The sequence below is a fragment of the Paraburkholderia sp. RL17-337-BIB-A genome (assembly GCF_046025895.1).
Taxonomy (GTDB): domain Bacteria; phylum Pseudomonadota; class Gammaproteobacteria; order Burkholderiales; family Burkholderiaceae; genus Paraburkholderia; species Paraburkholderia fungorum_C.
In genome coordinates this window covers 400417-424129 of sequence record NZ_JARESY010000002.1, presented here as the reverse complement: position 1 = coordinate 424129, position 23713 = coordinate 400417, and the positions used below count along the sequence as shown (strand labels likewise).

The following is a 23713-nucleotide window of genomic DNA, read 5'->3' as shown; positions in this document are numbered from 1 at the left end:
GTCAGAGAGCAGTCAAGCTGCCGGCGGATATCTTGTTGCCTGGAATGAGAGCGGGAGCGAGGAACGAACCGATCAGCAATCCCAATTCTTCATGTCTCGCCGTGTACCACCCTTCCCGATGCGTCAGGTTCATCGTGCCGATGCACACGCCGTCGTATGCGATCGGGATGTTCAGTATCGATCCGAGACCCATGCCGGTTATCACGGCGTGATCGTCAAACGCTTCGCGAATGCCTTGCGGCGTCTCTGCACGAAATGGCTTGAGATCGTGCAGTATCTGTTTGGCCCACGGCGTGCCGCGCTTTTTCTTGCGTCCGCCCACCGGATAGACGTCGGGCATGTTCGTATAGACCCGCTCGACCTCCTCATGCTGTGCATCGTAGGACATGATCGTGAACAGGCCAAAGCCGATGGCGCTTGCCGCCACCTCATGAACGGCACGGAAAATCTCCATCGGCTGACCATTGAGCCGCACGGCCCGCGCGAGATATTCAAGTGTGGAAATGCCCAGCGTTTGTGGGGCTGGCGGCACAGTCTCGATCCGGTTGCCTTGCATGGTCTGTATTGGGAAGTTGGTCGATCGCGGTATTCAGCCGCGTAGTTCAGTGGAATTGAGCGGGCCTCGAACGTCCGGCGTACGCCCGAACTCCTCGGCTTCGATATCTTCGAGCGAGCGGTTGCGCGTCTCGATACCCAGGAAGAAAACCACACACGCCCCGATGAGCAGAACCGTCGTGGTCATGGTGAACACGCCCATGAACCCGAGCACGGGATAGACCAGGCCGACCAGAATGGGCGCGCTCACCGAGCCGATGCGACCGAACGAGGAGGACGATCCGGTACCCGTGGTGCGAACCGCCGTCGGAAACACTTCCGGGGTGTACGCATACACGCCTGCGAACGCGCCGTTCATGAAGAACGACAGGCAGATGCCCGCGGCCATGATGCCGAGTCCGGTGTGAGAGAACGCCAGCGCGATCGCCGCGATGCCCCCCAGCAGCATGTAGGACGCGACCACCGCCTTCCGGCCGATCCGTTCATTGAGCCACGCGGCCGAGAAATATCCCGGAATCTGCGCCCCATAGATCGCGATGGAATAGCCGAAGCTTTTCGTCATGGTGAGCCCCTCTTTGAGGAGCAAGCTCGGAATCCAGGAGAAGAACGAGTAGTACGCGAACGCAACCGAGAACCACATGAGCCAGCTTACTGCCGTGGTGCGCGCGAGCCGCGGTGACCACAACGTCAGCACGTTCTGCAACGCGCCACGCTTTGCAGGTGCCGATGCGGGAATCATGCCGACGGAGGCGACCGGCGGAAGATGAATGCCGCGGTCGGTAAACCATGACTCGATCGTGCTCACGATACGATTCGCTTCATCCGTTCGGCCCTGGCTCTCCAGCCATCGCGGCGACTCAGGCAGCGTCCTGCGCCACCAGAGCAGCATCACGACGGGCAACGAAGTCACCACGGCCAGGTAACGCCAGCCATCGACAAAGTTTCTCACCACCACAAAGCCGAGGATGGATGAACTCAGATAGCCGAACGACATGAAGCCGACCAGCGCGCCGCAAAACATCCCCCTGTAGCGCCGCGGCACGAATTCCGCCAGAAACGGCGCGATCACCACCGTCTCGGCGCCGGACCCAAAACCCGCGACAATGCGTAACGCGAAGAATGTGTGCCAATCCGTGGCGGCGGCACTCGCGAGCGACGCGACACAGTAGATTGCCAGCGCCGACATCATGATGCGGCGACGGCCGATCAGATCGGCGAATACGCCTGACAGGAAGGCCCCGAAGAAGTAACCGATATAGGTACTGCTCGCGACGAGGCCTGTCTCGGCGCTCGTCAGATGCCATAGCTTGCTCACGACCGGCAGCAGGAACGCGAGTGACGATGAATCGAGTCCGTCGAACAGATACCCCAGCCCACCGATGAGCAGGAGTTTCCGATGCAGGCCCGATAACGGGAGTCTTTCAAGACGAGCGGCTACGGCAGACACGGCAACGTTCTCCCTGAAGGAATGGACGCGATCTCTGGAACGCGAAAGTTATCGCCCGACCGCATATGCCTGCATCTGACGAGGCGTCGCTGCGCCACGCATCAGACCGTTTCGGATTCCGACCGCGCAAACCCGGCCCAACGCCCAGGGCTCGGCCACAGTCAGGTCGTGTCCACGCGCGCGCAACTCGGCCAGCGTGCTTTCCGGAAAGCGGGACTCGGCGGACATCTTGCCCAGATGCATCGCGCGCGGGTAGAACGAACCTGGAAAGTGAGCGGTCTGGAATGACGGCGAATCCGCGGCAGCCTGGAAGTTCATGCCGGCGTGCACGTGTTTGAGGAACAGCTGGAGCGACCATTGATCCTGCTGGTCGCCACCGGGCGTACCGAAGGCCGCGTAGGGTTTGCCTGCGCGCGTGACGAGCGTGGGCGACAACGTGGTGCGCGGACGGCGTCCCGGACCGAGCGACGAGGGCAGGCCCTCTTCCATCCAGAACATCTGCGCGCGTGTGGTGACGTTGAAGCCGAGACCGGGCACGGCGGGAGACGCCTGCAGCCAGCCGCCCGACGGCGTTGCCGACACCATGTTGCCCCAACGGTCGACGACATCGAGATGAACCGTATCGCCTCGCAGTTCAGGCAAAGGGGCGAACGTCGGTTCGCCCTGGCCGAAGCCGCCGGACTGTTCCTTGCCAGCCAGGGCCACGATGCGCGCGGCACGCTGCTCGCTATCGCCCAGCGTGCCAGGACGGAATTCGAGTGACGCGCGATGCGGGTCGATCAGCCGGCGACGCTCGTCGTTGTAGGCGTCACTCAGCAATACATCCATGGGCACGTGCGCAAACGCAGGGTCGCCGTAGAACACCTCGCGATCGGCGAACGCGAGCTTGGAGCACTCGATGATCGTATGGACGAAATCCGGCCCCGTCGGGTCCATGGCCGCGAGATCGAATCCCTTGAGCAGCGCGAGCTGCTGGAGGAACATCGGCCCCTGTCCCCACGGACCGGTCTTGTGAACACGGAGGTCCCCATAGTCGTACGAAACAGGGTCTTCATAGGACGGTTCCCAGCGAGCGAGGTCGTCGGCGTCGAGCAGGCCGTAATTGCGCTGACCCGATGTGTCGAGCACCGGCGTCGAGCGGAAATACTGGTCGATGGCGTCAGCCACGAAGCCGCGATAAAACACCTCACGTGCGCGTTCGCACTGCTCGGCGCGGTCACTGCGGGCATTCGCTTCTCGCAGAATGCGCTTGTAGGTGTTGGCAATCGCCGGATTGGCGAACAGCTGGTTCGGCATGGGCGCGTCGCCATCGCGCAGCCATTGCTCGGCCGAAGTGGGCCATTCGGTCCGGAAGAAATCCTTGATGGCGAGGATCGATGAAGTCATGCGTGGCAGCACCGGATAGCCGTTTTCCGCATAACCGATCGCGTAGCTCAACACGTCCTCGAGCGGCAATTGCCCGTAATCGCGCAGCATGGCCATCCACCCGCCGAACGCACCGGGCACCACGGCCGGCAACAACCCCGTCCCCGGCACGACTTCCAGCCCTAACTTCCGCATCCGCTCGATGGTCATGGCCGCGGGCGTCACGCCCTGCCCGCAAAGCACACGCACACGGTCTTCGCGCGCGCTGTAGAACACGACCGGCAGTTCGCCGCCCGGACCGTTCAGATGCGGCTCGACGATCTGCAGAACGAAACCGGCGGCGGCGGCGGCATCGAATGCGTTACCGCCTTTCTCAAGAACGGCCATGGCCGATGCGCTGGCCAGCCAGTGCGTGGAGGCCACCATCCCGAATGTGCCGATCAGTTCCGGGCGGGTTGTGAACGACATGCGCGACTCCTTTTCGACGGCGGGCGACTGGTGTCTGAACCAATCATCATAGGTACGAGTTAGACAAAAGACCAGAAGAGAACGAGGCCAATGGGTTTCACTTGATGCTAACCTGAAATCGCCTTGCAATATAGCGGATCAAAAAATTTTCGGGAATCCGCACGTGGGGGCGCGGCGATTCTGGTACTGTTGATACCAATGATCATTGGTTCGGTTTAAGAAAATGGAAAACACGGCACTGGACGGCTTGCTCGGATATATCGCCGACCATCAACTCAAAGACGGCGATGCGCTGCCGCCTGAAAGAAGGCTGGCTGAAGACCTGGGAGTCAGTCGAAGGGAACTGCGCTCGGTGCTTGCTTCACTGGAGGCATCAGGCCGGGTCTGGCGCGGCGTTGGGCGCGGCACCTATCTCGGAGCACGGCCGCTGAAGTTTGGTCCCACGCTGCGTGGACTGCGCGCGGGGACCAGTCCGGCGGATATCGCCGAGATGCGACTGCTGTTCGAGCCCGCACTTGCAGAACTCGCCGCAACCAAAGCCAGTTGGGACGATCTGCTGGAACTGGAAAAGTGCGCACGGAAGAACGCTGCCGCGAACAACGACGAAGAGTGGCAGCAATGGGATCACCGATTCCATTTGCTGATTGCCCAGGCCACCCGCAATCCCGCCCTTATCGCGCTGATGGAAGTCATCAATGGCATGCGCGTAAAGCCCGACGTGCGGACGAAAACGGTCGCCCAGGAGACTCGGCACTATTTCGCCCAGCAGCACCAGGCTGTCGTGAATGCGATGAAAGCCCGTGATGGAGAAACGGCGGCCCGATGCATGCGCGAGCATTTGCTGAACGTTCAATTGCGCGCGTCGGCCAAGGTGAGCGGTCTCGCTGATCAACAGGTTTGAAACGGTGCGTCAGGCGACGGCGTGTCTGGCGGCGGTGCGTCGTCAGCGCGTGTCTCTGCATGTGACGCGCCACCCGCGCCTTCATGCCTTGGCGCCGACACGCCGGCAAAGCGCGCGGGGCGGAATCAGTTGAGACGCTTCAGTTCACCGTCATCCGCATACCAGTCGACCGTTTTGCCGCTGGTATTGATCGTCACCGCGCGCGGCTCGCTGAATTGATCGAACGATTCGACACCCGTCTCGCGTCCCACGCCGCTATTCTTGAACCCGCCCCACGGCGACGCCGGGTCGAGGCGATGGTGATCGTTGACCCACACCATGCCGAATTCGAGCTTGCCCGCCACCCGATGCGCGCGCGCCACGTCCTGCGTCCACACGGAAGCGGCGAGGCCGAACTGCGTGCCGTTGGCAATGCGGATCGCGTCCGCCTCGTCGTCGAAGGGCATCACGACGGTCACGGGCCCGAACACTTCATCCTGACCGATCTCCGAAAGCGGATCGACATCGTACAGCACGGTCGGCTCGATAAAAAAGCCCTGTTTCAGGCCGGACGGCATGCCGCCACCCGTCAGCAACTTCGCGCCCGCGGCCTTCGCACGCTCCAGCATCGCGAGAATGCGCTGGCGCGAGCGGTCTGAAATCACCGGTCCGAGTTGCGTCTTCACATCGGCAGGATCGCCCACGCGAATGCTCGCCGCCTTCGCGCGGAAGCGTTCGAGAAACTCCGCATAGATCGACTTCTGTACCAGAATCCGCGCACCGCATACGCAGGTCTGTCCCGCGCCGATGAAGGCCGCGAACGCCGCGCCGTTCACCGCGCGCGCCATGTCGAAGTCGTCGAACAGCATCACCGCGCCCTTGCCGCCGAGTTCGAGCGTCGTCAATGCGAAGCTACGCGCCGCCGCTTCGCCAATCGAGCGGCCGACTTCCGTACCGCCCGTGAACACGACCTTGCGAATCTGCGGATGCCGCGCGAGCGCCGCGCCCGCCTCGCGCCCTTCGCCGTTCACCACGTTGACCACCCCCTTCGGCACGCCGGCCTCATCAAGCAGACGCACCAGGCGCACGGTGGTCAATGGCGTTTGTTCGGATGCCTTGATGACGACGCTATTGCCCGTCGCGAGCGCGGGCGCAAGGCTCTTCGAGAGAATCATCAACGGATGATTGAACGACGTCATCAATGCGACGACGCCGAGCGGCACGCGCTGCGTGTAGCACAGGTACGGCCCTTCGATCGGAATCACGTCGCTGCGGCGCGTCAACGCAAGCGCCGCGAAATAGCGGTAGAACTGCGGCAGACGCGAAATCTGCGCGCGTGTCTCCGAGATCGGCCGGCCATTGTTCAACGTTTCGAGTGTGTAAAACTGTTCGAGGTCCGCTTCGAACAGATCGGCGAAACGGTTCAGCACACGCGCGCGTTGCTGGATCGGCAGGTCGCGCCACGCGCCGCTTTCGAACGCGCGATGACCCGCGCGCACCGCACGGTCCACATCCTTTTCCGACGCGGCCGCGAGCGCGCCGATTACTTCACCTGTCGCCGGATTGACGATGTCGAGCGTGCGGCCGGTGTCGGCGTTTGTCCATGCGCCGTCGATGAAAAGCTGTGCATCGAGATGTTTGGGGTTCACGGTGTCCATAGAGATCAATTCCAGGTGGTTCACTTGAGAGGCGATGCATGCGCGTCGGCGCCCGGCGCATCGCGTGCCTGTGGGTCGGCGGGTTGCAGGTCTTCGAGACGCTGGCCGGTCGGCTCAACGCCGAGCCACGCAACGACGACGATCTGAACGGCGAGCAAGCCGATCATCAGTGCCAGCACGCCGACGATGCCGTGCTGCGCAAACAGCGCGACCACGATAAACGGCGTGACGATCGTCGCGCCGCGGCCCAGCGTGTTGCAGATACCCGATGCGCGCAGCCGGACTTCGGTGGGAAAAAGTTCGGGTACGTAGACCGCGAACAGCAGCGCCACCAGCACGTAGATCGGAATGGTCAGCAACAGGCCGACAACGGGCAGCAGCAGCGGATTCGAGACGAATGGATAGATCGCGCCGAACACGATCGCCGCGAGCGACGCGCCGATGATGGTTGGCTTGCGGCCCCACGAGTCCGCCGTCAATGCGCCGATTGCGGAGCCGATTGGCGCGCCGAGCGACATGACGAGCGCGAAGCCGAACGACCTCGCGATGCTGAAGCCCTGATGCACGAAAAAGGTCGGCAACCAGGTGACGAAGCCGTACAGCAGCGTATTGATGACCACGAGCGTCACGCAGCCGACGATCATGCGTTGCAACATCGTGCCGCTGAACAATGAACCGAACGACAGCAAGACTGCAGCCGGCCCAGGCGTCTTTCCGACGGCTAGCGGCGGCAACGGTTGGCCGCCGCGCGCGTGCGTGACTTCGTCTTCGATGCGCCGCAGGATCGCGTCGGCCTCTGCGTGACGGCCAACCGAGTCGAGCCAGCGCGGCGACTCGGGCAGCGACTTGCGCGCATACCAGACGCCCAGCGCGCCGATCCCGCCCAGAACAAACATCGCACGCCAGCCGAATGCCGGAATCAGCAGCAAGCCGATTAGCCCCGCAACCGGCAAGCCGGACACGACGAACACGGCCATCAGTCCTTGCAGCTTGCCGCGCTTTTGCGGCGGCACGAATTCCGTCAGCGTCGAATAGCCGACGACGTTTTCCGCGCCCAGCCCCAGGCCCATCACGAAGCGGCACGCGATCAGAACGCTCATAGTCGGCGCGAACGCCGCGCCGAGCGACGCCAGTCCAAAGATCGCCAGATTCGCCTGATACGTGAAGCGGCGGCCGAAGCGGTCGCCGAGAAAACCGGTGCCGAGCGAACCGAGCATCATGCCGAGAAAGGTCAGCGACACGAACAGCGCGTTCTGGCCGAGCGTCGAGAAGCCGGTTTTGAGCGTTGCACCGAGCACGGTCGACGCCACGTAGATGTCGAAACCGTCGAAGAACATGCCGATGCCAATCAACCACATGATGCGCCGATGAAATCCCGACATTGGCAAACGATCGAGCCGCGGCCCTGCGTTGACGTTCATGTCTGTCTCCTGTCGACGGGAGTTAGCGCTTTAGCGTGTCGAACAGAGTAGGCGCTTTAGCGCTTACTCTCGTCCCATGCAGAGCACTTACTCGGGTCCCATGCAAAGCTGTCGACGCGCTGCGCAAACCGAGCCATCCCGCGAAGTTCGCGCGCACCGTCTATGGACTGCGATAGTTCAACTTGCAGATGCGCTCACGCTCAGCGGCCCTGCATCAGGCGCAGGCTCGTGACGGTCAGCATGTCCGTCGCGCTGCGGAAGTTCTGTTCAATCGGGCTTTCTTCCGCCGCCTGAAAGAACGCCTTGCACTGGCGCGCACCCGCGTCGTCGAGCGCGAGGATCCGATCGGAGAGCGCGTCAGCGTTGCTGCGTAGCGCAGCGGGTTCGCAGACCTGCGTGATCAGCCCAGCCTGCAACGCGGCGGCGGGCGTCAGCGTGTCGCCGAACAGCACCATCGGAAACAGCGCCTTCGGCAACGCGTAGCGGCCCACGTAGGCCATGATCGCGGCGGGCGGCAAGCCCTTGCGCATCTCGGGAAACGCGAGCGTGGCGCGCGACGAGACTAGCGTGAAGTCGCACAGAATCGCGAGTCCGAAGCCGAAGCCGTGCGCATCGCCCTGCACTTCCGCGATTGAAATCATCGATGTGCCACGCACGAGGCGCTTCAATTCGATCAGCCGCGCGACTTCCGCCCGGATCGACGCCGCGTCGCGCCCAGCGCGCTCGCGCCCGGTACAAAACACGTGGCCGTTCGCACGGATGCGCAGCACGCGCGCGCTCGGCTCAGCGGCTTCGCTGCGTAACGCGGCCATCATGGCGTCGAACATCGAGGCGGAAACCTCGTGGCCTTCATCCGGGCGATTCAGCGTAAAACTTAGCACGTCGCCCGTTCGTTCGATCAAAACCGGCTGCGACAATGGACTGCGATCCATAACGTCTCCTGTGTCGACCGGAGTTAGCGCTTTAGCGCTTACTCCGGTCCCATGCAAAGCTGTCGACCGGAGTTAGCGCTTGAACGCTTACTCCAGTCCCACGCAAAGCTATCAACCATGCAAAGCCGCGAGATTCCGGCAGGTGTATAATCTGTATACAGCGTATTCACATGATCACGAGGTGTCAATGCCTTCCCGCAAAACCGCGCTCAAAACCGACGAAACTGCTGCCGCGCCGAAGCCCCCAAAAGGCGCACATGCAGGCGCCCATTCGCTCGACAGGATCGCGAGCAAATATCACTCGCGCATGCGCACGGTGCATGCATCCAGCGATTCACTGAGCGAAGGCGTGGTGGTGCCCGCGTTGCGTGAGGCGATCGTCGAAGGCGTGCTCGCGCCGGGCAGTCGCCTTTCCGAAGTGCAGGTCGCCAAGCAGTTGAACGTAAGCCGCACGCCGATGCGCGAGGCGTTCGCGCAACTCGAACGCGAGGGACTGGTGACGGTGCTGCCGCGCGTCGGCGCGTACGTGCGCGCCGTGACGCTGCGCGATGTCGAAGAGATTTACACGGTGCGCGCGGCGCTCGAATGTCTTGCCGTGCAACTCGCGTCGGAGCGCATCACGGCGCTCGGCACCGCGCAACTCGACGACGTGATCGAAGCGATGCAAGTGAGTGTCGATGCAGACGATCCGCCGGGTTACGTCGATGCGCTAGACCGCTTCTACACAATCGTCATGACGATCGCCGACAACCGCACGCTGCAGGACAGCCACGCAGGATTGATCGGACCCGTGCGGCGCGTGCGGCGCATTGCGATGGCGCGCGGCGGCCGTATGCAGGCGTCGTTCAGTCAGTCGGTCAGAATTCGCGATGCCATTGTGAACCGCTCGTCGAATGTGCAGGATCTGATGCGTGAACAGCTGGCCGGCGCGTGTCGCGCGGCGCTGGACGTGTTGAACGACGCAGGCGAATAGTCGAGGAAACCAGTCATGCTCAATACGCAAACCGCCCGCATTCTTTCCCGTTATAAAAGCTGGGCCGACAACGTGCTGTTCGACGCCACCGGTGCCTTGCCGCCCGATGAAGTCGTCAAAGTCCGGCAAACGCTGTTCAAAACGATGATCGGTACGCTAAACCATAACTATGTGGTCGATCTGATCTGGAAGGCACACCTCGAACGCAAGGAGCACGGCTTCACGGCGCGCAACGTGGTCGTGCACGCTGATCTCGACGACCTGCGCCGCGCGCAACAGGACCTGAACGCGTGGTTCGAACGCTGGGCCGATGCACAGACCGACGCGTCGCTGGCTGAGGAACTGTCGTTCGCGTTCATCTCCGGCGAGCGTTCGACGATGTCGCGCGGCGCGATGTTCATGCATCTCGTGAATCACGCTTCGTATCATCGCGGGTGGGTTTGCGAAATGTTCTTCGACGTTCCCGCCAAACCGCCCACGACCGATCTACCTGTTTTTCTCAAGACCCACCCGGAATCCGGTTTCGCGCGCGCCTCGCACGAGGCTCACGATTCGAACGATCAGGCGCAAGCGTAAGGTCCGCCTGTTTCGGGCGCGCGGCGACGCACCGCGGCCGCCGCTTTCTGTGAATCCCGAAAGCCCGGTTTGACCGCCGGTGCAACCGTCAAAATTTCGCGCGTGCCCGCAGTCCAATGCGTGCGGCATACACCCATGCTTGAGCAGCCAGTCGAAATAGCGGATTCATTTCCCTTTCGCGGCAGCTTTCAATAAAGCCCGGCATTTTCCTTAAAGGTTTTCAACTTCCTGTCGATAACCTGACTGAAACCGGTCGTCGCGCAGAGGACGGCCATCGTCCGCCGAAAATAACAAGGCACCGCACCATGACCACCTTATCGTCATTGAACGCCGTCCTTCCTCCGACGGTGACACCGTTATCAAACACGGCGAACAGCCTTGCTGCGACAGCGCGCGCATCGCAAGGTGCCCTCAGCGGGTCCGCGTCGACGATTGTCACGATTCCCTCGAGGCTCGTCGCAACGCCCATCGTCTACACGCAGCAAGGAATCCTGGCAGGTGTGGAACCGACCGTCACGTGGGCTCAAAGCAACACCGATGCCGTCTCTCTGGTGATGGCGGCCAATTACATGGCCGGCACGATGTCGGGGCAGTTCAATAACCTGGGAAGCGCGCTGCTCAATCGCTTCACGACCACCGGTGACGATTTCTCGCAGTCGGTCACGGCCGGTTCGGCGGGCGCATCCGGTGCAATCGGTGTAGTCGGCACTTCGTCACACGGTCCGCAAGACCATATCAGGCTGACCGTTCAGACCGCGAGCGGCCTCGAGGTCGACATTAAAATAGATAGCGGGAACGGCACGCTGGGGGTCAGCGTGCATAGCAGCGCGACGCTGAGTGACGCCGAGCGCACCGCGCTGGCCAAGCTGGCCGACGGCTTTCAGAACGCCATCAACGGCCTGAGCGCGTCCCCGCCGGAACTCGATCTGAGCGGTCTGACGCAGTTCGACCCGTCCGTATTGTCGTCGGTGGACATGCAGTTCAATGTGACGGGCGCCGGGCAAAACAACCTTTCAGCCGAATTTTCCCAGAACAGCTCAGCGAGGAGCGTGAGCGTCACGGACTCGGCCGGCACGATGAACCTCAAAGTCGATACGAGCGATTCCGCACTCTGGGGATCGGGCGCGCAACGCGATCAGGCCATCGCAAGCTTTCTCGCGCAGTTCGACAATGCCAACGCGAAAGGTCACGGCAACGCAGAGCTGATGTCGATGTTCAAGGACGCGTTCACGCAGATGAACAGCGATTATGGGAATTCGACGCAACAGCTTCCCGGTACGGCCTATGCGCCGTGGCTCGCGCAATCGGACCAGGCCATGTTGACGGGTCTCGGCGATTTCGCCGCCTCGATTACCGATACGCCGGTCTCGTCAAATCCGTTGCTGCTGAATCAACAGGACACTTTCTCCTATCAGGTCTCTCAAAGCACCAGTACCAAAGGCGATCTGATGAACGGCACGATTTCGCAAAACCAGCAATCGCATCTGCGCGCGAGTTATCACGAGGCGCTATCCGGCGGTCCGGTCGAACTCGGCTCATCGCCAGGGTCACAGAACTACAACTACATACAGATCAGTGACGACGCAAGCAGCACGGTCAAAATCGAGGCGGAACGCGGCAACCTGCTTCTGGCGTCGCTGAATCAGACGTCCAGTCAATCCACGCGCCAATCTCAATACGTGAGAGGCCTGCTGGTGTCGGATGTCACCACGCCGACGAGCACGTCCAATTCGAAAGACCTGCTTGCGTTGCTGAGACCCCTCCTTGAGGATAACCAGGCCACACAGGACAGCCCCGCATGGCAACAGGCGCTTTCGCGCATACACGGGATGATCTTGCTAAACGCGAGTGCGAACTGAAATAGCCGGCGGCAACGGCCACGACGAAAAGCGTTCGCGTGCCGCCAGATCGCGATGCGCCGGCAAACGCGTCCCGGGACGCAGGCGGCCTGCACGGATATCGTCTGCGAGGCGGTCGACCAGTTGCTTGTAGCGCGGTTCAGGCATGTCAGTGTATCCATGACAATTTTTTGATTGTCGGTCTTGCCATGGCGCAATACAAGCTCCCCTACTCGCACGAGGTCGCCATGCACATTTCCATCCTTACATTCGGCCAGTGGGCGAAAAGCAGGCCTATGTGGCACGTGCGATACACGGTGTTTCCCGCGAGATCTACCAGGCACCTCGTAGCTGGACGGAGCGCAGTTATCACAACCTTGATTGCCTGTTTGATTGCCCGAAAACGAATGTCTACTTTCCCTCCGCGCAATGGCGAAGCCCTCTCCCGACCACGCAGCGAGATAGATAAAACATGCCAATTTGATGACAAAGACATTTTCCGTGCGCAAAAATATTACTTAATTGTAATTTTAATGAAAGTTCCCATTCACGGGAGATAAATACATCGACTCGATAATCCCCTGTCGCCTGCATATAGAAGGCGCAAAAAAGAAGCAGTGCATGCAACCAACAGGGGCACCCCACAATGTCGGTCAATCCAATAAAACGTACTACTCCTCTTCTAACCTCGATCGCGGCAGCCTGCGTACTGGCAGCTTGCGGCGGCAATAGCGACAACACGCCGACGGCCAGCACGCCGACCACGATAATCTCGGGCGCCGTTGCCGCCGCTGGCTTCGTGCCGGGCAGCACGACTGGCGATCCGACGCTCAAGGCTGGCTACTACGTTGGCGCGACCGTGTGCGTCGACGCGAACGGCAACGGCAAGTGCGACGGGACTGAAACGATCGCGACGACCGACGCCACGGGCCATTTCACGCTGAAGACCAGCGGCACCGGCCAACTGATCGCCGACGTGAGCACCAAGGCCACCAACACGGCAACCGGCGCAGCCGCTCCGAGCCATATGATCCTGCGCGCCTCGGCAGCGCAGCTCGCCGACCAGGGCGCGACCAACGTCGTGATCAGCCCGATGTCGAGCGAAATCCAGCGTCTGGTTGAAGCAAACGGCACGACCTACGCAGCCGAGAAGGCCAACCTCGCGACGCGCCTGAGCGGTCCGGGTGTAGCCGCGTCGCAGGCGGTTGTCGCGGCCGCCGACGTGCTCGGCGACGTGAACAAGCTGTCGGGCGCCGAGCAGTCGGCGATCCTGTTTGAAGACAATGCACTGACGAACCGCTATACGTACGCGACGACGAAGCTCGATCGCGGCGACATGTACCCGGACAACCTCGCGGTTGCAGGTGGCGATCCGTCGCTCGTCGGCAAGGCAGGCGTGAGCTCGACGACCGCCGTTGTGCCGACGCAGAAGCAGGCGCCGATCACGTTCGCACAGTCGCAGCAAGCTGCGTTCAACGTCGAAGGCATTCCGCGCTATGACGCGGTCTTCATCGTCATGATGGAGAACCGTTCAATCGGTACCACGACGGGCGGCACGATCGGTATCGAGGGCTCGGGCGACGCACCGTTCATTGCCGGCAACCTCGACTTCACGAGCGGCAAGTGGAACCAGGCCACGACCTATTACTCGACCGGCAACCCGTCGGAACCGAACTACACGGCACTCGGCGGTGCGGACGACTGGGGTATCACCGACGACAACTGGTGGGGTTGCGGCGTAGACGCTACCGCACTGAAGGACGTCGCGTTCCCGGGCGGCAAGGCATCGGACGGTCAGCCGCTGGTGGCAACGCCCGCTGGTGTTCCGACCAACCAGAGCGCCCTGACCGCCTTTGGCACTTGTCCGACGGGCTCGACCGCCGCGCACAACATCGTCCAACCGAACCTGTTCACGCAGTTGTCGAACGCCGGCCTGGCATGGCGCACGTATAGCGAATCGATGAACCCGGGCCAGGATCCGCGTACCGATAGCATCGCCGACCCGGCCGTCGTGGCCGGCTACAACGGCATCGCGGGTACCGTCACCGCCGGCCTGACCAGCCCGCCGCTGGCAATCCCGTCACAGCTGTACAAGACGAAACACCACCCGGGCATGGCCTACCAGACCGCGCGTTCGCTGCCGGAATTCTTCGCGGACAATCGCACGATCTTCGGTACGCAGTACGGTACGGCGCTCAAGAGCACGTCGGTGTACCCGGTCCCGTCAGGCTACAACGTCGACCAGTTCGATACCGACCTGCAGAACGGCGACGTTGGCGCGATCAACTTCATCATGCCTGACCAGTGCGACGACATGCACGGCACGGGTAACGACCCGACCTGTAAGGGCGACAACCTCGTGAAGCGTGGCGACGCGTACGTCCAGCAGGTGGTGACCAAGATCCAGGCTTCGCCGATCTGGAACAATCCGCAACGTCATGTCGCAATCGTCGTGATGTTCGACGAAGGCGAAGGTAGCTCGACGTCGTGCTGCGGCTGGAACCCGAGTACCTCGTCGCCCGCTGAACCGCTCACGTTCACGAACGGCAAGTACACCCCGACGACGACTGTGCAGTACAACAAGGGCAACCACGGTCACGGCAACTCGATCTTCGGTGTGGTCACGAACCATGGCGCGCAGGGCATCCAGGACAGCGACGCGTACAGCCACTTCGCGTTCGTGCGTACGCTGCAGGACATGTTCCAGCTCGCCGATCCGGCACCGGGCCAGGAGTCCACGTACATCGCTCGCTCGAAGTACACCGAGAACTTCATCACGGCGAACATCCTGAACCTGCCGGAACTCGCGAACAGCGCCGATACGCACTTCGACTCGGTCCGTCCGATGAACCATGCGTACATCACGCCGGCGGGTTACACGCAGAAGCTGAATCCGGCCGACATTATCGGTACGCAGGAAGCGAATCGTGTGCCGGGTCCGGACAAGACCCAGACCAACATCTGGACGATCCAGTAAGTTTCACGCTCACGGGGAAGGGGTTCGCCCTTTCCCCGGTCTGAAACCATCGCAGCTGTATGCCGGGGATGCCTTGCGCGTTACCCGGCACTTTTGTTGAACATCTCGCACATTTTCCCGGCCGCCTCGCCTCGTGCGACTGCGGGGTTGCCCGGAAACTGACTTCCCGGCGAAAACAATATCAACCATGCGTACGCTATCTCTTGCTCTAATCTGCTCCGTTTCCGCGATGCTGGCCGCCTGTGGCGGCGGCAGCAGCTCGTCCAGCAGCGGCGCGTCAAGCCCATCATCAGGCGCATCCGCGCCGGCAGCCTCGACGCTCAGCCAGAAGGCGCAACTCGGCCAAACGATCTTCTTCGACAAGACCCTGTCGGGCAACAAGAACATGTCGTGCGCGAGTTGTCATGACCCGGCCTACGCGTACGGGCCACCGAACAGCCTGGCGGTGCAGCTCGGCTCCGATCCGTCGCAGTCGGGCGTGCGCGCGGTGCCGTCGCTGCGCTACAAGGCGATGACGCCGCCGTACGACGACAACGCGGCGAACCCGGACGGCGTCACGCAGAACGCACCCGGCGGCGGCTTCATGCTGGATGGTCGCGCCGCGACGCTCGCTACGCAGCCGGCGTTGCCGCTGCTGAATCCGATCGAAATGAACAACAGCTCGCCGGATGTCGTCGTGAAGGCCGTGCAGAGCGGGCCGTACGCCGCGCTGTTCCAGCAGGTGTACGGCCAGGGCGTGTTCACCAATACCACGACCGCGTTCACCGATATCGGCGACGCGTTGCAGCAGTTCCAGACTGAGGACCCGTCGTTCCAGACGTACTCGAGCAAGTTCGACCTGTATCTCGGCAACAAGATCGGCGGCACGCTGACGGCCGCCGAGACGCGCGGTCTCCAACTATTCAATGACACCACGAACGGCGCCGGCTGCGCGGCCTGCCACTACGTGGGCGCCAACTTCCAGGGCTCGGTCGGTTTGATGACCGACTTCACGTACCAGGCGATCGGCGCGCCGCGCAACGACGCGTCGATCCCGAACAACCCGGATCCGATTCCGGCCACCACGAACACGTCGTACTACGACATGGGCCTGTGCGGACCGTACGCGACGATCCACATTCCGGGTTCCACGACGAGCGGCGGCGGTCCGGATTCGTTCACTGGCGTCAATGTCCCCGATCCGTATTGCGGCCGCTTCAAGGTGCCGACGCTGCGCAACGTCGCGACACGGTCCGTGTTCTTCCATAACGGCGTGTTCCACTCGCTCGTGCAGGTGCTCAATTTCTACAACACGCGCGACACCAATCCTGAGTACTGGTACCCGAGTACGGGCGGCGACGCCAGCCACCCGGTGCAGAACCCGTCGTACGCGCTGTTCCCGACGGCTGCGTCGGGTGCGACGGCCCAATCCTTCAACGATCTGCCCGCGGCCTACCAGGGCAATGTCGACGAAGAACTGCCAATGGGGCAAGGCCAGACTGACGCCGGTGGCACGACGGCGGCCGACGGTGCAAAGCCGCGCCCGATTCATTCGACGCCGCAGCTGACACAGCAGGACATCAGCGACCTGGTTTGCTTCCTGAACACGCTTACCGATGGCTATCAACCGCCCGCGACGCCGCCCACCAGCGGCTCCTGCGTGAATTGATCCTGATGATCCTCACACGCGGCCTGCCCTTTCGGGCAGACCGCGTGCCTTGTCTTATCCGTACCTTAGCAACCTAACCTGAGCAACAAACACCATGACGCGACGTTCCACCGCCGCCCGCTTTGCTTGCGGCGCACTTGCCCTGAGCGCCCTGGCCCTGGTCGCTGGCTGCCACGACACGAGCCAGGACGTCAGCCGCGAGAATTTCACGGCTACCATCAACGACTTTCTCGCCCAGCGCGGCCACTTGTGCCTCGCCAAATACGACTGGCCGATCTACGTGACAACGGACGACTTCGCCGCGCGTACCAGCGACTCGATCCAGCTGCCGGTGCTCGAGAAACTCGGTATCGTGACGGGCAAGGACATGGTGGTCGAACGCACTGACCCCGCCAACGGCAAGAAGATCACCGCGACCGCTCGCCAGTACCAGTTGACAGCCGAAGGGCAGAAATACTATCTGCACATTCCGGAGGTCGTCGCGACCGCCACCTCGCGCGTCACGCACCCGGCCGATTTCTGTGCAGCCACGCTCACGCTCGACAAGGTGGTGGGTTGGGAAAAGCCGATGCAGGTGGAAGGTAAGACCGCCACTTCGGTCGTCTATACCTACAAGATCGATCCGGCACCGTGGGCCAAAGATGCCGATGCACAGCGCGTGTTCCCGATGATCAAGCGCGTGATCGAGGGTGCGGGCACGATGCAGTTGCGCGAAGGTGTGCATCTGACGTCGAAGGGCTGGGTCGCCGACGAGGTCTTCGTGCGCTGAAACGCACTGCGCGGGGCGCGCGTTTAGCCGCCCCGCAAGCCGTTACGTCGGATTACGCCGGGTTACGCCTGATCACGCGGCACGAAACGGCGAGTGCGAATCCATTTGGTGGCCACCCACTTCTCGCCCGTCCGCAAGGGCGTGCTCGCATGCAGGGAGCTCGGATCGGAGAGGCCGAAACGGTTGCCGTATTCGAAATAGAGCGCCTGGCCACGCTGCGGCACGACCGACCAACCAAGCTGCGGGAATACGGTTTCACCGCCGCCTTCCACATCGTTCAGATACATCAGCAGCGTGCCCACGCGCTGCCCGCTACGCGTGATCGACTCCTGATTCGCCGGGTTGCCCGGGATCAGATAATCGACGTGCGGCGTTGATTCGGCGCCCGCTTCGTAATGCAGGAGTTGCAGGCCTTCGCCGTTCTCGGCGGGCAGGCCCGTGAGCTCGGCGATCCGCGCTTCGAGGCGCGCGATCAGTGGCGTCTCGGCCAGACGAAAAAACATCCCTTCGCTGCTGCGGTGGCCGGCCACGACATTGCGGCCGGTGACGGGATCGACCACGGTCGAATGATTCAGACGCGGCCGCGCGAGCGCGATCAGTTGCTCGCATTCGTTCGCACTCAGAAAGTCGTCGAGCAGTACCGCCGCGGGCCGCTGCATACGCGAAATCACACGCGTCTTGCGCTCGCCGAGCCGGATCAGCGGTCCGTCCAGCACGCGCAGCGGCTCCGGTTCGTAAGTGACCGGCGCGCCGCCGATTTCGAGCGTTTCGCCCGGCAACGGTATGCCGTATAAAAAAGAGTTGGAGACCGCATCGACCATCGCCGTTGCGAGTTCGACCGCATTCTTCTGATTGACCAACTCGCGCACAATGGCCTGCGGAGGAACGCCGCGCGTGAGATTGTGAGCGATCCAATCGCGCACTTCGGCGGGAAAGTTAACGGTTATGGACATCGGAGTGTCGAGTTAAAGCTGGAAGGGTTCGATTATCTAATGGAATCGATGACAATCCGGTTGACGGATTTGATCGGGCCGCGCGCCGGACACTAACGCACTCGCTCAAAAAGCGGAGATGCCAGGCTGGCGGCCGCGAGTTCGCTGGCAGCCGCCACGAGCGCGGGGCCGAGCGCCGTCATGCGCTTCTCCGTCAATCTAACCGCGGGCCCTGCAATGCTGATGACCCCGATAGCCGGGTAACCCCTTCGTTGGACCGGCGCGGCCATCGCCGTCATCCCTGGCGCGAACACTTCATAAATCGTTGCGTAGCCACGGGCCCGAGCGGCATCGACGAAGCCCAGCAGCGCCTTCACGGTAGTCGGTGCGTTGGGTCCGTACTGCTTCGGCTGTCCGAAACCCTGGCGCGTCACCAATTCGAGCGCCCGCTCATCGGTCATGGTCATCATCCAGGCGTGACCGGTTGCACTGCAAGACAGAATGGTATCCATACCCATGTCCGGGTCGTAACGCAGGCCCTTCAGCGCGCCCTGCGACTTGGCAACCCACGTCAGCCTGTCTCCATCGACGATTGCTAATCGCACGAGTTCTCCGGATGTTTCCGCCAGACGGTCGAGCATGGTTTGCGCAATGTCGATGATGCCGGACGTCGCGAGATAGCTGAGACCGAGCCCCGCGAGTTTCGTGGTGAGCACATAGTCGCCGTGCTCACGGAGTTGACGGATATAACCGCATTGCTTGAGATCGACGAGCAGGCGATGGCAGGCACTGCGAGGGATCTCAAGCTGATCCGAGATCAACGCGAGCGGCGTTCCTTCCATCTGTGTCGCCAGAAATTCGAGTACCGCCATTGTTCTTTCGGTCACGCCCGGCATGGAGACTCCTCTCAATCAGTAGATCGAGCATGATTGCATAATGCGAAACCAAATTCCAGCATGGAATAGCGTCCCACCGGCGCTGTTAATCTGTGCCGCATGCCGTCTCGTCGAGTGCTTCACCACGCACGGCAAGAGACGCATAACAACAGACGGCCCGCTCGCGGTCGACATGACAAGGGCCACCGGAACGCGACGCCGACACAGGTTTGAACAGGAGACAACATGGATCAGCAATTACAACAACCCGCGCATCAGGCGATGCGCACGCGTGCAGTGACTGCCGCGGCCGTCGGGACCGCACTCGAATGGTTTGATTTCACGTTATATGGCGCGCTAGCCGCCACCGTGCTGCCCAAGCTGTTTTTCCCATCGATGGATTCGACCTCCGCGTTGCTGGCATCGCTTGCCACATTCGGTGTGGGCCTCGCGGCGAGACCGCTGGGCGCCATCATTTGCGGCTACCTCGGCGACAAGTTGGGACGGCGCAATCTGATGCTCGGCACCGTCACCGTGATGGGTGTCTGCTCGATGCTGATGGGCCTTCTGCCAACCTATGCGAGCATCGGCGTGTGGGCGCCGCTCCTGCTGGTTGTGCTTCGCATCCTGCAGGGTTTCGCGCTGGGTGGTGAGTCGACGGGGGCGCAGTTGATGGCGATCGAGCACGCAAGTCCCGATCGTCGCGGCAAATATTCCGGCCTTCTCGGCTTGTGCTCGCCGCTCAGTCAGATCATGGCCAACGGCGTATTGCTGGCACTGTCATCGGCGATGTCGGCGCAGGCATTCGATGAGTATGGCTGGCGCATTCCGTTTGTCCTGAGCTTCATTCTCGTGATCGTCGGCATCTACATCCGGTTGCGAGTCAGTGAGACACCCGCGTTCGTCGCGCTGCGCAAAACCGAAGTCGCTCATGTGGGCAGTCCGCTGCGCGATGCACTGCGTCTTCACTGGCGAACCGTGCTCCGGTGGATGTTGTTCTTCTGCGGCCCTGCGGCAATCTTCTATCTGATCGTTGTGTTCTCGTTGAGTTATGTGACGAAAACGCTGGGTGTGCCGAAACAGACGGGCTTCATGCTATTGATGGGCGCGAACGTGTGCGCGATCGTCGGCGCGCTAGCCGGCGGTATGCTGAGCGATCGGATCGGCCGCAAGAAAGCGCTCGCGATCGGCTCGATCGCCACCCTGCTCATGCTGTTCGTGTACTTTCAGATTCTCGATACGAAGAGCTTCGTGCCCATGCTGGCGGCAATGGGTTTCTTTCTCGGCTTCACCCAATTCCAGAGCGGCATTCAGCCGGTTGCATTCGCTGAAGCATTTCCGACCAACGTGCGCTACTCAGGCTCGGCGCTTGCCTATACCGGCGCGAATCTGATCGCCGGGGGGCCGATGCCGGTTCTTGCGGTCTGGCTCTTCGCCGTTTGCAACGGCTCGCCGTGGGGCGTCGTCGCGGTGTGCGTCACGTTCAACGTCATTTCTCTCATCACGATCCTCACCGCTCCCGAAACGCTGGGTATCGACATGAACCGGGTCGACTCTACTGAACAAGTCATTGGCTCATCTGAGCACGTGCCGACCCGGTCCCATTCTCACTAAAAATGCAGGCAATGCAGATGAAACCACTTGTTTATGTGCTGAACGGTTCGAACCTGAACATGCTCGGCAAGCGCGAACCGCACCTGTACGGTACGACGACCCTCGCTCAGGTGAAAGAGCGCACTGAAGCGCTGGCGGCCGAACTCGACCTCGAATGCCATTTTCGCCAAACGAATCACGAAGGCGTGATGGTCGACTGGTTGCAGGAAGCCTTCGAGAAGGATGCGGCCGTCGTCATCAATCCAGCAGGGTTTTCGTTTGCGTCGATACCCGTGCTGGATGCGGTCAAGCTGATTCGTCAACCGGTGGTCGAGGTGCACATCACCAACATCCATCAACGGGGCGAGCAGTATCGCCATTCGTTAATCTCGTTGGCGGCAGGCGGTGTGATATGCGGCCTTGGGGTTGATGGCTATCTGCTCGCGGTGCGCGCGGTCGCAGCAGCCATCCAGCGCGCAAAAGTGTGATGGAGCGGAGCGCTGATTGAGGGCAAAGCGCTCCGCTCTTGCGACGACATCTGTGCTCAAGCAATTTCTGCAGCGAGCAGATCTTCGATCATGATCGGCAACTTCCGCACGCGCACGCCGGTCGCATGATGAGTCGCTTCGGTAATCGCGGCCGCTATGCCCGCAAGGCCGATCTCCGCAATACCCCGGGCGCCGAGTTCGTTGAACACGGTGTCCGGATGATCGAGAAACGTCACGTCGAGTTCGGGCGTGTCCGCATTCGACGCGATGATGTAATCGGCCAGATTGCTATTGATCGGTGCGCCCGTCTGCCGGTCGTATATCGTGTGCTCGAACAGTGCCATGCCCACCCCCATCACGACCGCGCCTTCAATCTGGTTGCGGGCAGCGCACGGGTTGACGATGCGTCCTCCATCGATCACGGTGACCACGCGGCTGACACGCAACTGTGCGATCTCCGGCTGCCACGTGACTTCGGCGAAGTGCGCACCGTAAGAATAGATGGAGAAGCGCTTTTTGAGCGGATCGTCGAAGCCGCCCTTGGCACTGCCACTGCCTGACGCCGCGTGCATCTTCGCTGCTTCGAGGATCTGACCGAACGGCACGCCGCGCTCGGGTGCCTCACCCTTGCGATGCACGTGACCCGCGCTGAACGCGAGCCCCTCTTCCTCAGCGCCTTTGAACGGCGAACCGTCTACGGCCGCCGCGCGCGACAACACCAGCTTGATTGCCGCACGCACCGCGTCGAGCACCGCGGGAATCACCGACGCCGTCGCCGCGCTGCCACCCGAAATGGGCCCCGGCGGCAACGCCGAATCGCCGAGTCCGACCTCGATGCGCTCAAGTGGAATCCCGGTCTCTTCAGCGACCAGTTCCGCGAGCACTGTGTACGTGCCGGTGCCGATGTCCTGCGTACCGCATACCACCCGGGCGCTGCCGTCCACCCGAAGATCGACGTCCGCGGCAGCGGAAAAGCGCATCCCCGGCCAGACACAGGCGCCGACGCCCCAGCCCAAGGTCAGGCCGTCACGATGCATCGATCCGACGCCTGGCGTCCGCTGTGACCAGCCGAACCGTTCAGCGCCAGTGCGTAAACACTCGACGAGATGTCGTGAAGAGAACGGCAAACCCGTGCTTTCGTCGACGCGCGGTTCGTTGCGCAGCCTCAATTCGACGGGATCCATGTGAAGCACCTGCGCCAGTTCATTCATCGCCGATTCGATCGCGTACAGCCCGGGCACGGCGCCGGGGCCGCGCATCGACGTGGGAGAGCCGACGTTGCGGCGCGCGAGCGCGGACGTCACGCGCAGACTCGGCGTGCTATAGATGAGCGGCGTGACCTCGCCGCAGCCTTCCTGGTACTCGTCGGCGATGGCGGTGTGGTTGATGTAGTCGTGCTGCAGGGAGGTGAGGCTGCCGTCGCGTTCCGCTGACAGCCGTACGCGCTGTTGCGTCACGGGACGGTGGCCGACATTCTGGAACATCATCTTGCGGCTGACTACCAGCTTCACCGGGCGGCCGGTCTGGCGCGCCGCCGCAGCCGCGAGCAGGCTGTGCGGCCACATCCATAGCTTTCCTCCAAAACCCGATCCCAGGTAGCGGGAGATCACGCGGATCTTTTCCTTGGGCACGCCGAGCATCTGTGACAGCGTGCCCAGGTGGACCGAAATGGACTGCGTCGTTTCGTAAAACGTGTAGCTTTCGCCGTCCCACTGTGCGATCGTCGCGTGCAGTTCGATGGGGTTGTGGGTCTCCGTGGGCGTCACGTAGGTTGCGTCGAGCGTCGCCGACGCGGCGTCGAACGCGCCGTCCGGGTCGCCGCGCTCGCTCTCGACCTTGGGCTTGTCGTCAGGCTCGAGTTCGCCGCGCACATCGTGCGGCGTGATTTCGTAGCCGGCCTTGATCGCCGCGGATGCCGCGCTTGCCGCCTCGAAGGTGTCGGCGATCACGACCGCGATGTACTGGCCGTAGTAGCGAATGATGTCGTCCTCGAAGGGCGGCCGAGCTTCGTCGACATAGCCAGTCTCCAACGAGTTGCCGGAGAGTCGGTAGAAGCGGCCGATATTGCCTTGATGCAGCACCGCGTGGATGCCGGGCATCGCTTCGGCATCCGCAATGTCGAGCGACGTGAGCCGGCCGCTCGCGATCGTGCTGCACACCGGCACGGCAACCAGCAGGCCGGGCAGGTCCACATCGGAGGTATAGGTTGCGCTGCCGCTGACCTTCAGCGGTCCATCGACACGCGCATGAGGCCGTCCGATCACGGACAGCACGGAGTCGGGCAAGGTAGACATGGTGCGTTCCTCTCGATCGTCGGT

19 protein-coding genes are annotated in these 23713 nt (G+C 62.1%); 9 read left to right on the top strand and 10 right to left on the bottom strand.

Annotation, left to right across the window (positions count from 1 at the left end):
- Position 1: 1 nt before the first annotated feature.
- From P0D84_RS22910 to P0D84_RS22900, 3 genes are read right to left on the bottom strand one after another with little or no spacing between them, the layout of a single operon-like run.
- Positions 2-556: a GAF domain-containing protein gene (locus P0D84_RS22910; RefSeq protein WP_408340657.1), complete on the bottom strand. Its 555-nt coding sequence runs from the start codon at positions 554-556 to the stop codon at positions 2-4.
- Between the two features lie 33 nt (positions 557-589).
- Positions 590-2002, bottom strand: a complete 1413-nt coding sequence (locus tag P0D84_RS22905; protein ID WP_408340655.1) for an MFS transporter — start codon at positions 2000-2002, stop codon at positions 590-592.
- Positions 2003-2050: 48 nt separating this feature from the next.
- Positions 2051-3835: a gamma-glutamyltransferase family protein gene (locus P0D84_RS22900; protein WP_408340653.1), complete on the bottom strand. Its 1785-nt coding sequence runs from the start codon at positions 3833-3835 to the stop codon at positions 2051-2053.
- Between the two features lie 223 nt (positions 3836-4058).
- Here P0D84_RS22900 and P0D84_RS22895 point away from each other — a divergent pair, with 223 nt between their 5' ends.
- Entirely contained in the window at positions 4059-4736 is a 678-nt protein-coding gene (locus tag P0D84_RS22895) for a FadR/GntR family transcriptional regulator (RefSeq protein ID WP_408340651.1), read from the top strand.
- 125 nt (positions 4737-4861) lie between these two features.
- Here the strand turns inward: P0D84_RS22895 and P0D84_RS22890 are convergent, their stop codons facing one another.
- From P0D84_RS22890 to P0D84_RS22880, 3 genes are all read right to left on the bottom strand, one after another.
- Complete coding sequence (locus tag P0D84_RS22890) at positions 4862-6373, bottom strand: aldehyde dehydrogenase (RefSeq protein ID WP_408340649.1); 1512 nt, start codon at positions 6371-6373, stop codon at positions 4862-4864.
- A 20-nt stretch (positions 6374-6393) separates the two neighbouring features.
- Positions 6394-7794 (bottom strand): MFS transporter, encoded by a 1401-nt coding sequence (locus P0D84_RS22885; protein ID WP_408340647.1) that lies wholly within the window; start codon positions 7792-7794, stop codon positions 6394-6396.
- Between the two features lie 200 nt (positions 7795-7994).
- Positions 7995-8726 (bottom strand): enoyl-CoA hydratase/isomerase family protein, encoded by a 732-nt coding sequence (locus P0D84_RS22880; protein WP_408340645.1) that lies wholly within the window; start codon positions 8724-8726, stop codon positions 7995-7997.
- 187 nt (positions 8727-8913) lie between these two features.
- Here P0D84_RS22880 and P0D84_RS22875 point away from each other — a divergent pair, with 187 nt between their 5' ends.
- From P0D84_RS22875 to P0D84_RS22865, 3 genes are all read left to right on the top strand, one after another.
- Positions 8914-9699, top strand: a complete 786-nt coding sequence (locus P0D84_RS22875) for a GntR family transcriptional regulator (RefSeq protein ID WP_408340643.1) — start codon at positions 8914-8916, stop codon at positions 9697-9699.
- Positions 9700-9714: 15 nt separating this feature from the next.
- Complete coding sequence (locus P0D84_RS22870; protein WP_408340641.1) at positions 9715-10275, top strand: DinB family protein; 561 nt, start codon at positions 9715-9717, stop codon at positions 10273-10275.
- A 305-nt stretch (positions 10276-10580) separates the two neighbouring features.
- Positions 10581-12134, top strand: a complete 1554-nt coding sequence (locus P0D84_RS22865; RefSeq protein ID WP_408340639.1) for a hypothetical protein — start codon at positions 10581-10583, stop codon at positions 12132-12134.
- Here P0D84_RS22865 and P0D84_RS22860 read toward each other — a convergent pair.
- Positions 12114-12281: a GntR family transcriptional regulator gene (locus P0D84_RS22860; RefSeq protein ID WP_408340637.1), complete on the bottom strand. Its 168-nt coding sequence runs from the start codon at positions 12279-12281 to the stop codon at positions 12114-12116. The genes P0D84_RS22865 and P0D84_RS22860 overlap by 21 nt on opposite strands.
- A gap of 478 nt (positions 12282-12759) precedes the next feature.
- Here P0D84_RS22860 and P0D84_RS22855 point away from each other — a divergent pair, with 478 nt between their 5' ends.
- The 3 genes from P0D84_RS22855 to P0D84_RS22845 all read left to right on the top strand — a co-directional run bounded on the left by P0D84_RS22855 (position 12760) and on the right by P0D84_RS22845 (position 17507).
- On the top strand, positions 12760-15090 hold the full coding sequence (locus P0D84_RS22855; RefSeq protein ID WP_408340635.1) for an alkaline phosphatase family protein: 2331 nt from the start codon (positions 12760-12762) through the stop codon (positions 15088-15090).
- A gap of 187 nt (positions 15091-15277) precedes the next feature.
- Positions 15278-16738, top strand: coding sequence for a cytochrome-c peroxidase (locus P0D84_RS22850; protein WP_408340633.1), 1461 nt, complete (start codon positions 15278-15280; stop codon positions 16736-16738).
- Between the two features lie 94 nt (positions 16739-16832).
- Positions 16833-17507 carry an SEN1982 family lipoprotein gene (locus tag P0D84_RS22845; protein ID WP_408340631.1) on the top strand — a complete coding sequence of 225 codons (675 nt, stop codon included), beginning with the start codon at positions 16833-16835 and terminating at the stop codon, positions 17505-17507.
- A 62-nt stretch (positions 17508-17569) separates the two neighbouring features.
- On the opposite strand, the gene P0D84_RS22840 is transcribed toward P0D84_RS22845, so the two are convergent.
- Both P0D84_RS22840 and P0D84_RS22835 read right to left on the bottom strand, forming a co-directional pair.
- Positions 17570-18460, bottom strand: coding sequence for a 2OG-Fe(II) oxygenase (locus tag P0D84_RS22840; RefSeq protein ID WP_408340629.1), 891 nt, complete (start codon positions 18458-18460; stop codon positions 17570-17572).
- Positions 18461-18552: 92 nt separating this feature from the next.
- Positions 18553-19335: an IclR family transcriptional regulator gene (locus tag P0D84_RS22835; RefSeq protein ID WP_408340627.1), complete on the bottom strand. Its 783-nt coding sequence runs from the start codon at positions 19333-19335 to the stop codon at positions 18553-18555.
- Positions 19336-19560: 225 nt separating this feature from the next.
- Between P0D84_RS22835 and P0D84_RS22830 the strand changes: the two genes are divergently transcribed.
- The gene (locus P0D84_RS22830) at positions 19561-20928 is read left to right on the top strand and encodes an MFS transporter (RefSeq protein ID WP_408340625.1); all 1368 of its coding nucleotides are present in this window, start codon (positions 19561-19563) and stop codon (positions 20926-20928) included.
- 17 nt (positions 20929-20945) lie between these two features.
- Entirely contained in the window at positions 20946-21395 is a 450-nt protein-coding gene (locus P0D84_RS22825) for a type II 3-dehydroquinate dehydratase (RefSeq protein WP_408340623.1), read from the top strand.
- A gap of 56 nt (positions 21396-21451) precedes the next feature.
- On the opposite strand, the gene P0D84_RS22820 is transcribed toward P0D84_RS22825, so the two are convergent.
- On the bottom strand, positions 21452-23689 hold the full coding sequence (locus P0D84_RS22820) for a xanthine dehydrogenase family protein molybdopterin-binding subunit (protein ID WP_408340621.1): 2238 nt from the start codon (positions 23687-23689) through the stop codon (positions 21452-21454).
- Positions 23690-23713 lie beyond the last annotated feature (24 nt).

What these genes read in the sequence shown, in the direction of transcription:
- P0D84_RS22825 (WP_408340623.1), top strand. Translation starts at nt 20,946, where the DNA reads ATGAAACCACTTGTTTATGTGCTGAACGGTTCGAACCTGAACATGCTC.
- P0D84_RS22885 (WP_408340647.1), bottom strand. Translation starts at nt 7,794, where the DNA reads ATGAACGTCAACGCAGGGCCGCGGCTCGATCGTTTGCCAATGTCGGGA.
- P0D84_RS22870 (WP_408340641.1), top strand. Translation starts at nt 9,715, where the DNA reads ATGCTCAATACGCAAACCGCCCGCATTCTTTCCCGTTATAAAAGCTGG.
- P0D84_RS22845 (WP_408340631.1), top strand. Translation starts at nt 16,833, where the DNA reads ATGACGCGACGTTCCACCGCCGCCCGCTTTGCTTGCGGCGCACTTGCC.
- P0D84_RS22880 (WP_408340645.1), bottom strand. Translation starts at nt 8,726, where the DNA reads ATGGATCGCAGTCCATTGTCGCAGCCGGTTTTGATCGAACGAACGGGC.
- P0D84_RS22875 (WP_408340643.1), top strand. Translation starts at nt 8,914, where the DNA reads ATGCCTTCCCGCAAAACCGCGCTCAAAACCGACGAAACTGCTGCCGCG.
- P0D84_RS22830 (WP_408340625.1), top strand. Translation starts at nt 19,561, where the DNA reads ATGGATCAGCAATTACAACAACCCGCGCATCAGGCGATGCGCACGCGT.
- P0D84_RS22890 (WP_408340649.1), bottom strand. Translation starts at nt 6,373, where the DNA reads ATGGACACCGTGAACCCCAAACATCTCGATGCACAGCTTTTCATCGAC.
- P0D84_RS22840 (WP_408340629.1), bottom strand. Translation starts at nt 18,460, where the DNA reads ATGTCCATAACCGTTAACTTTCCCGCCGAAGTGCGCGATTGGATCGCT.
- P0D84_RS22835 (WP_408340627.1), bottom strand. Translation starts at nt 19,335, where the DNA reads ATGCCGGGCGTGACCGAAAGAACAATGGCGGTACTCGAATTTCTGGCG.
- P0D84_RS22895 (WP_408340651.1), top strand. Translation starts at nt 4,059, where the DNA reads ATGGAAAACACGGCACTGGACGGCTTGCTCGGATATATCGCCGACCAT.
- P0D84_RS22865 (WP_408340639.1), top strand. Translation starts at nt 10,581, where the DNA reads ATGACCACCTTATCGTCATTGAACGCCGTCCTTCCTCCGACGGTGACA.
- P0D84_RS22910 (WP_408340657.1), bottom strand. Translation starts at nt 556, where the DNA reads ATGCAAGGCAACCGGATCGAGACTGTGCCGCCAGCCCCACAAACGCTG.
- P0D84_RS22860 (WP_408340637.1), bottom strand. Translation starts at nt 12,281, where the DNA reads ATGCCTGAACCGCGCTACAAGCAACTGGTCGACCGCCTCGCAGACGAT.
- P0D84_RS22820 (WP_408340621.1), bottom strand. Translation starts at nt 23,689, where the DNA reads ATGTCTACCTTGCCCGACTCCGTGCTGTCCGTGATCGGACGGCCTCAT.
- P0D84_RS22855 (WP_408340635.1), top strand. Translation starts at nt 12,760, where the DNA reads ATGTCGGTCAATCCAATAAAACGTACTACTCCTCTTCTAACCTCGATC.
- P0D84_RS22900 (WP_408340653.1), bottom strand. Translation starts at nt 3,835, where the DNA reads ATGTCGTTCACAACCCGCCCGGAACTGATCGGCACATTCGGGATGGTG.
- P0D84_RS22850 (WP_408340633.1), top strand. Translation starts at nt 15,278, where the DNA reads ATGCGTACGCTATCTCTTGCTCTAATCTGCTCCGTTTCCGCGATGCTG.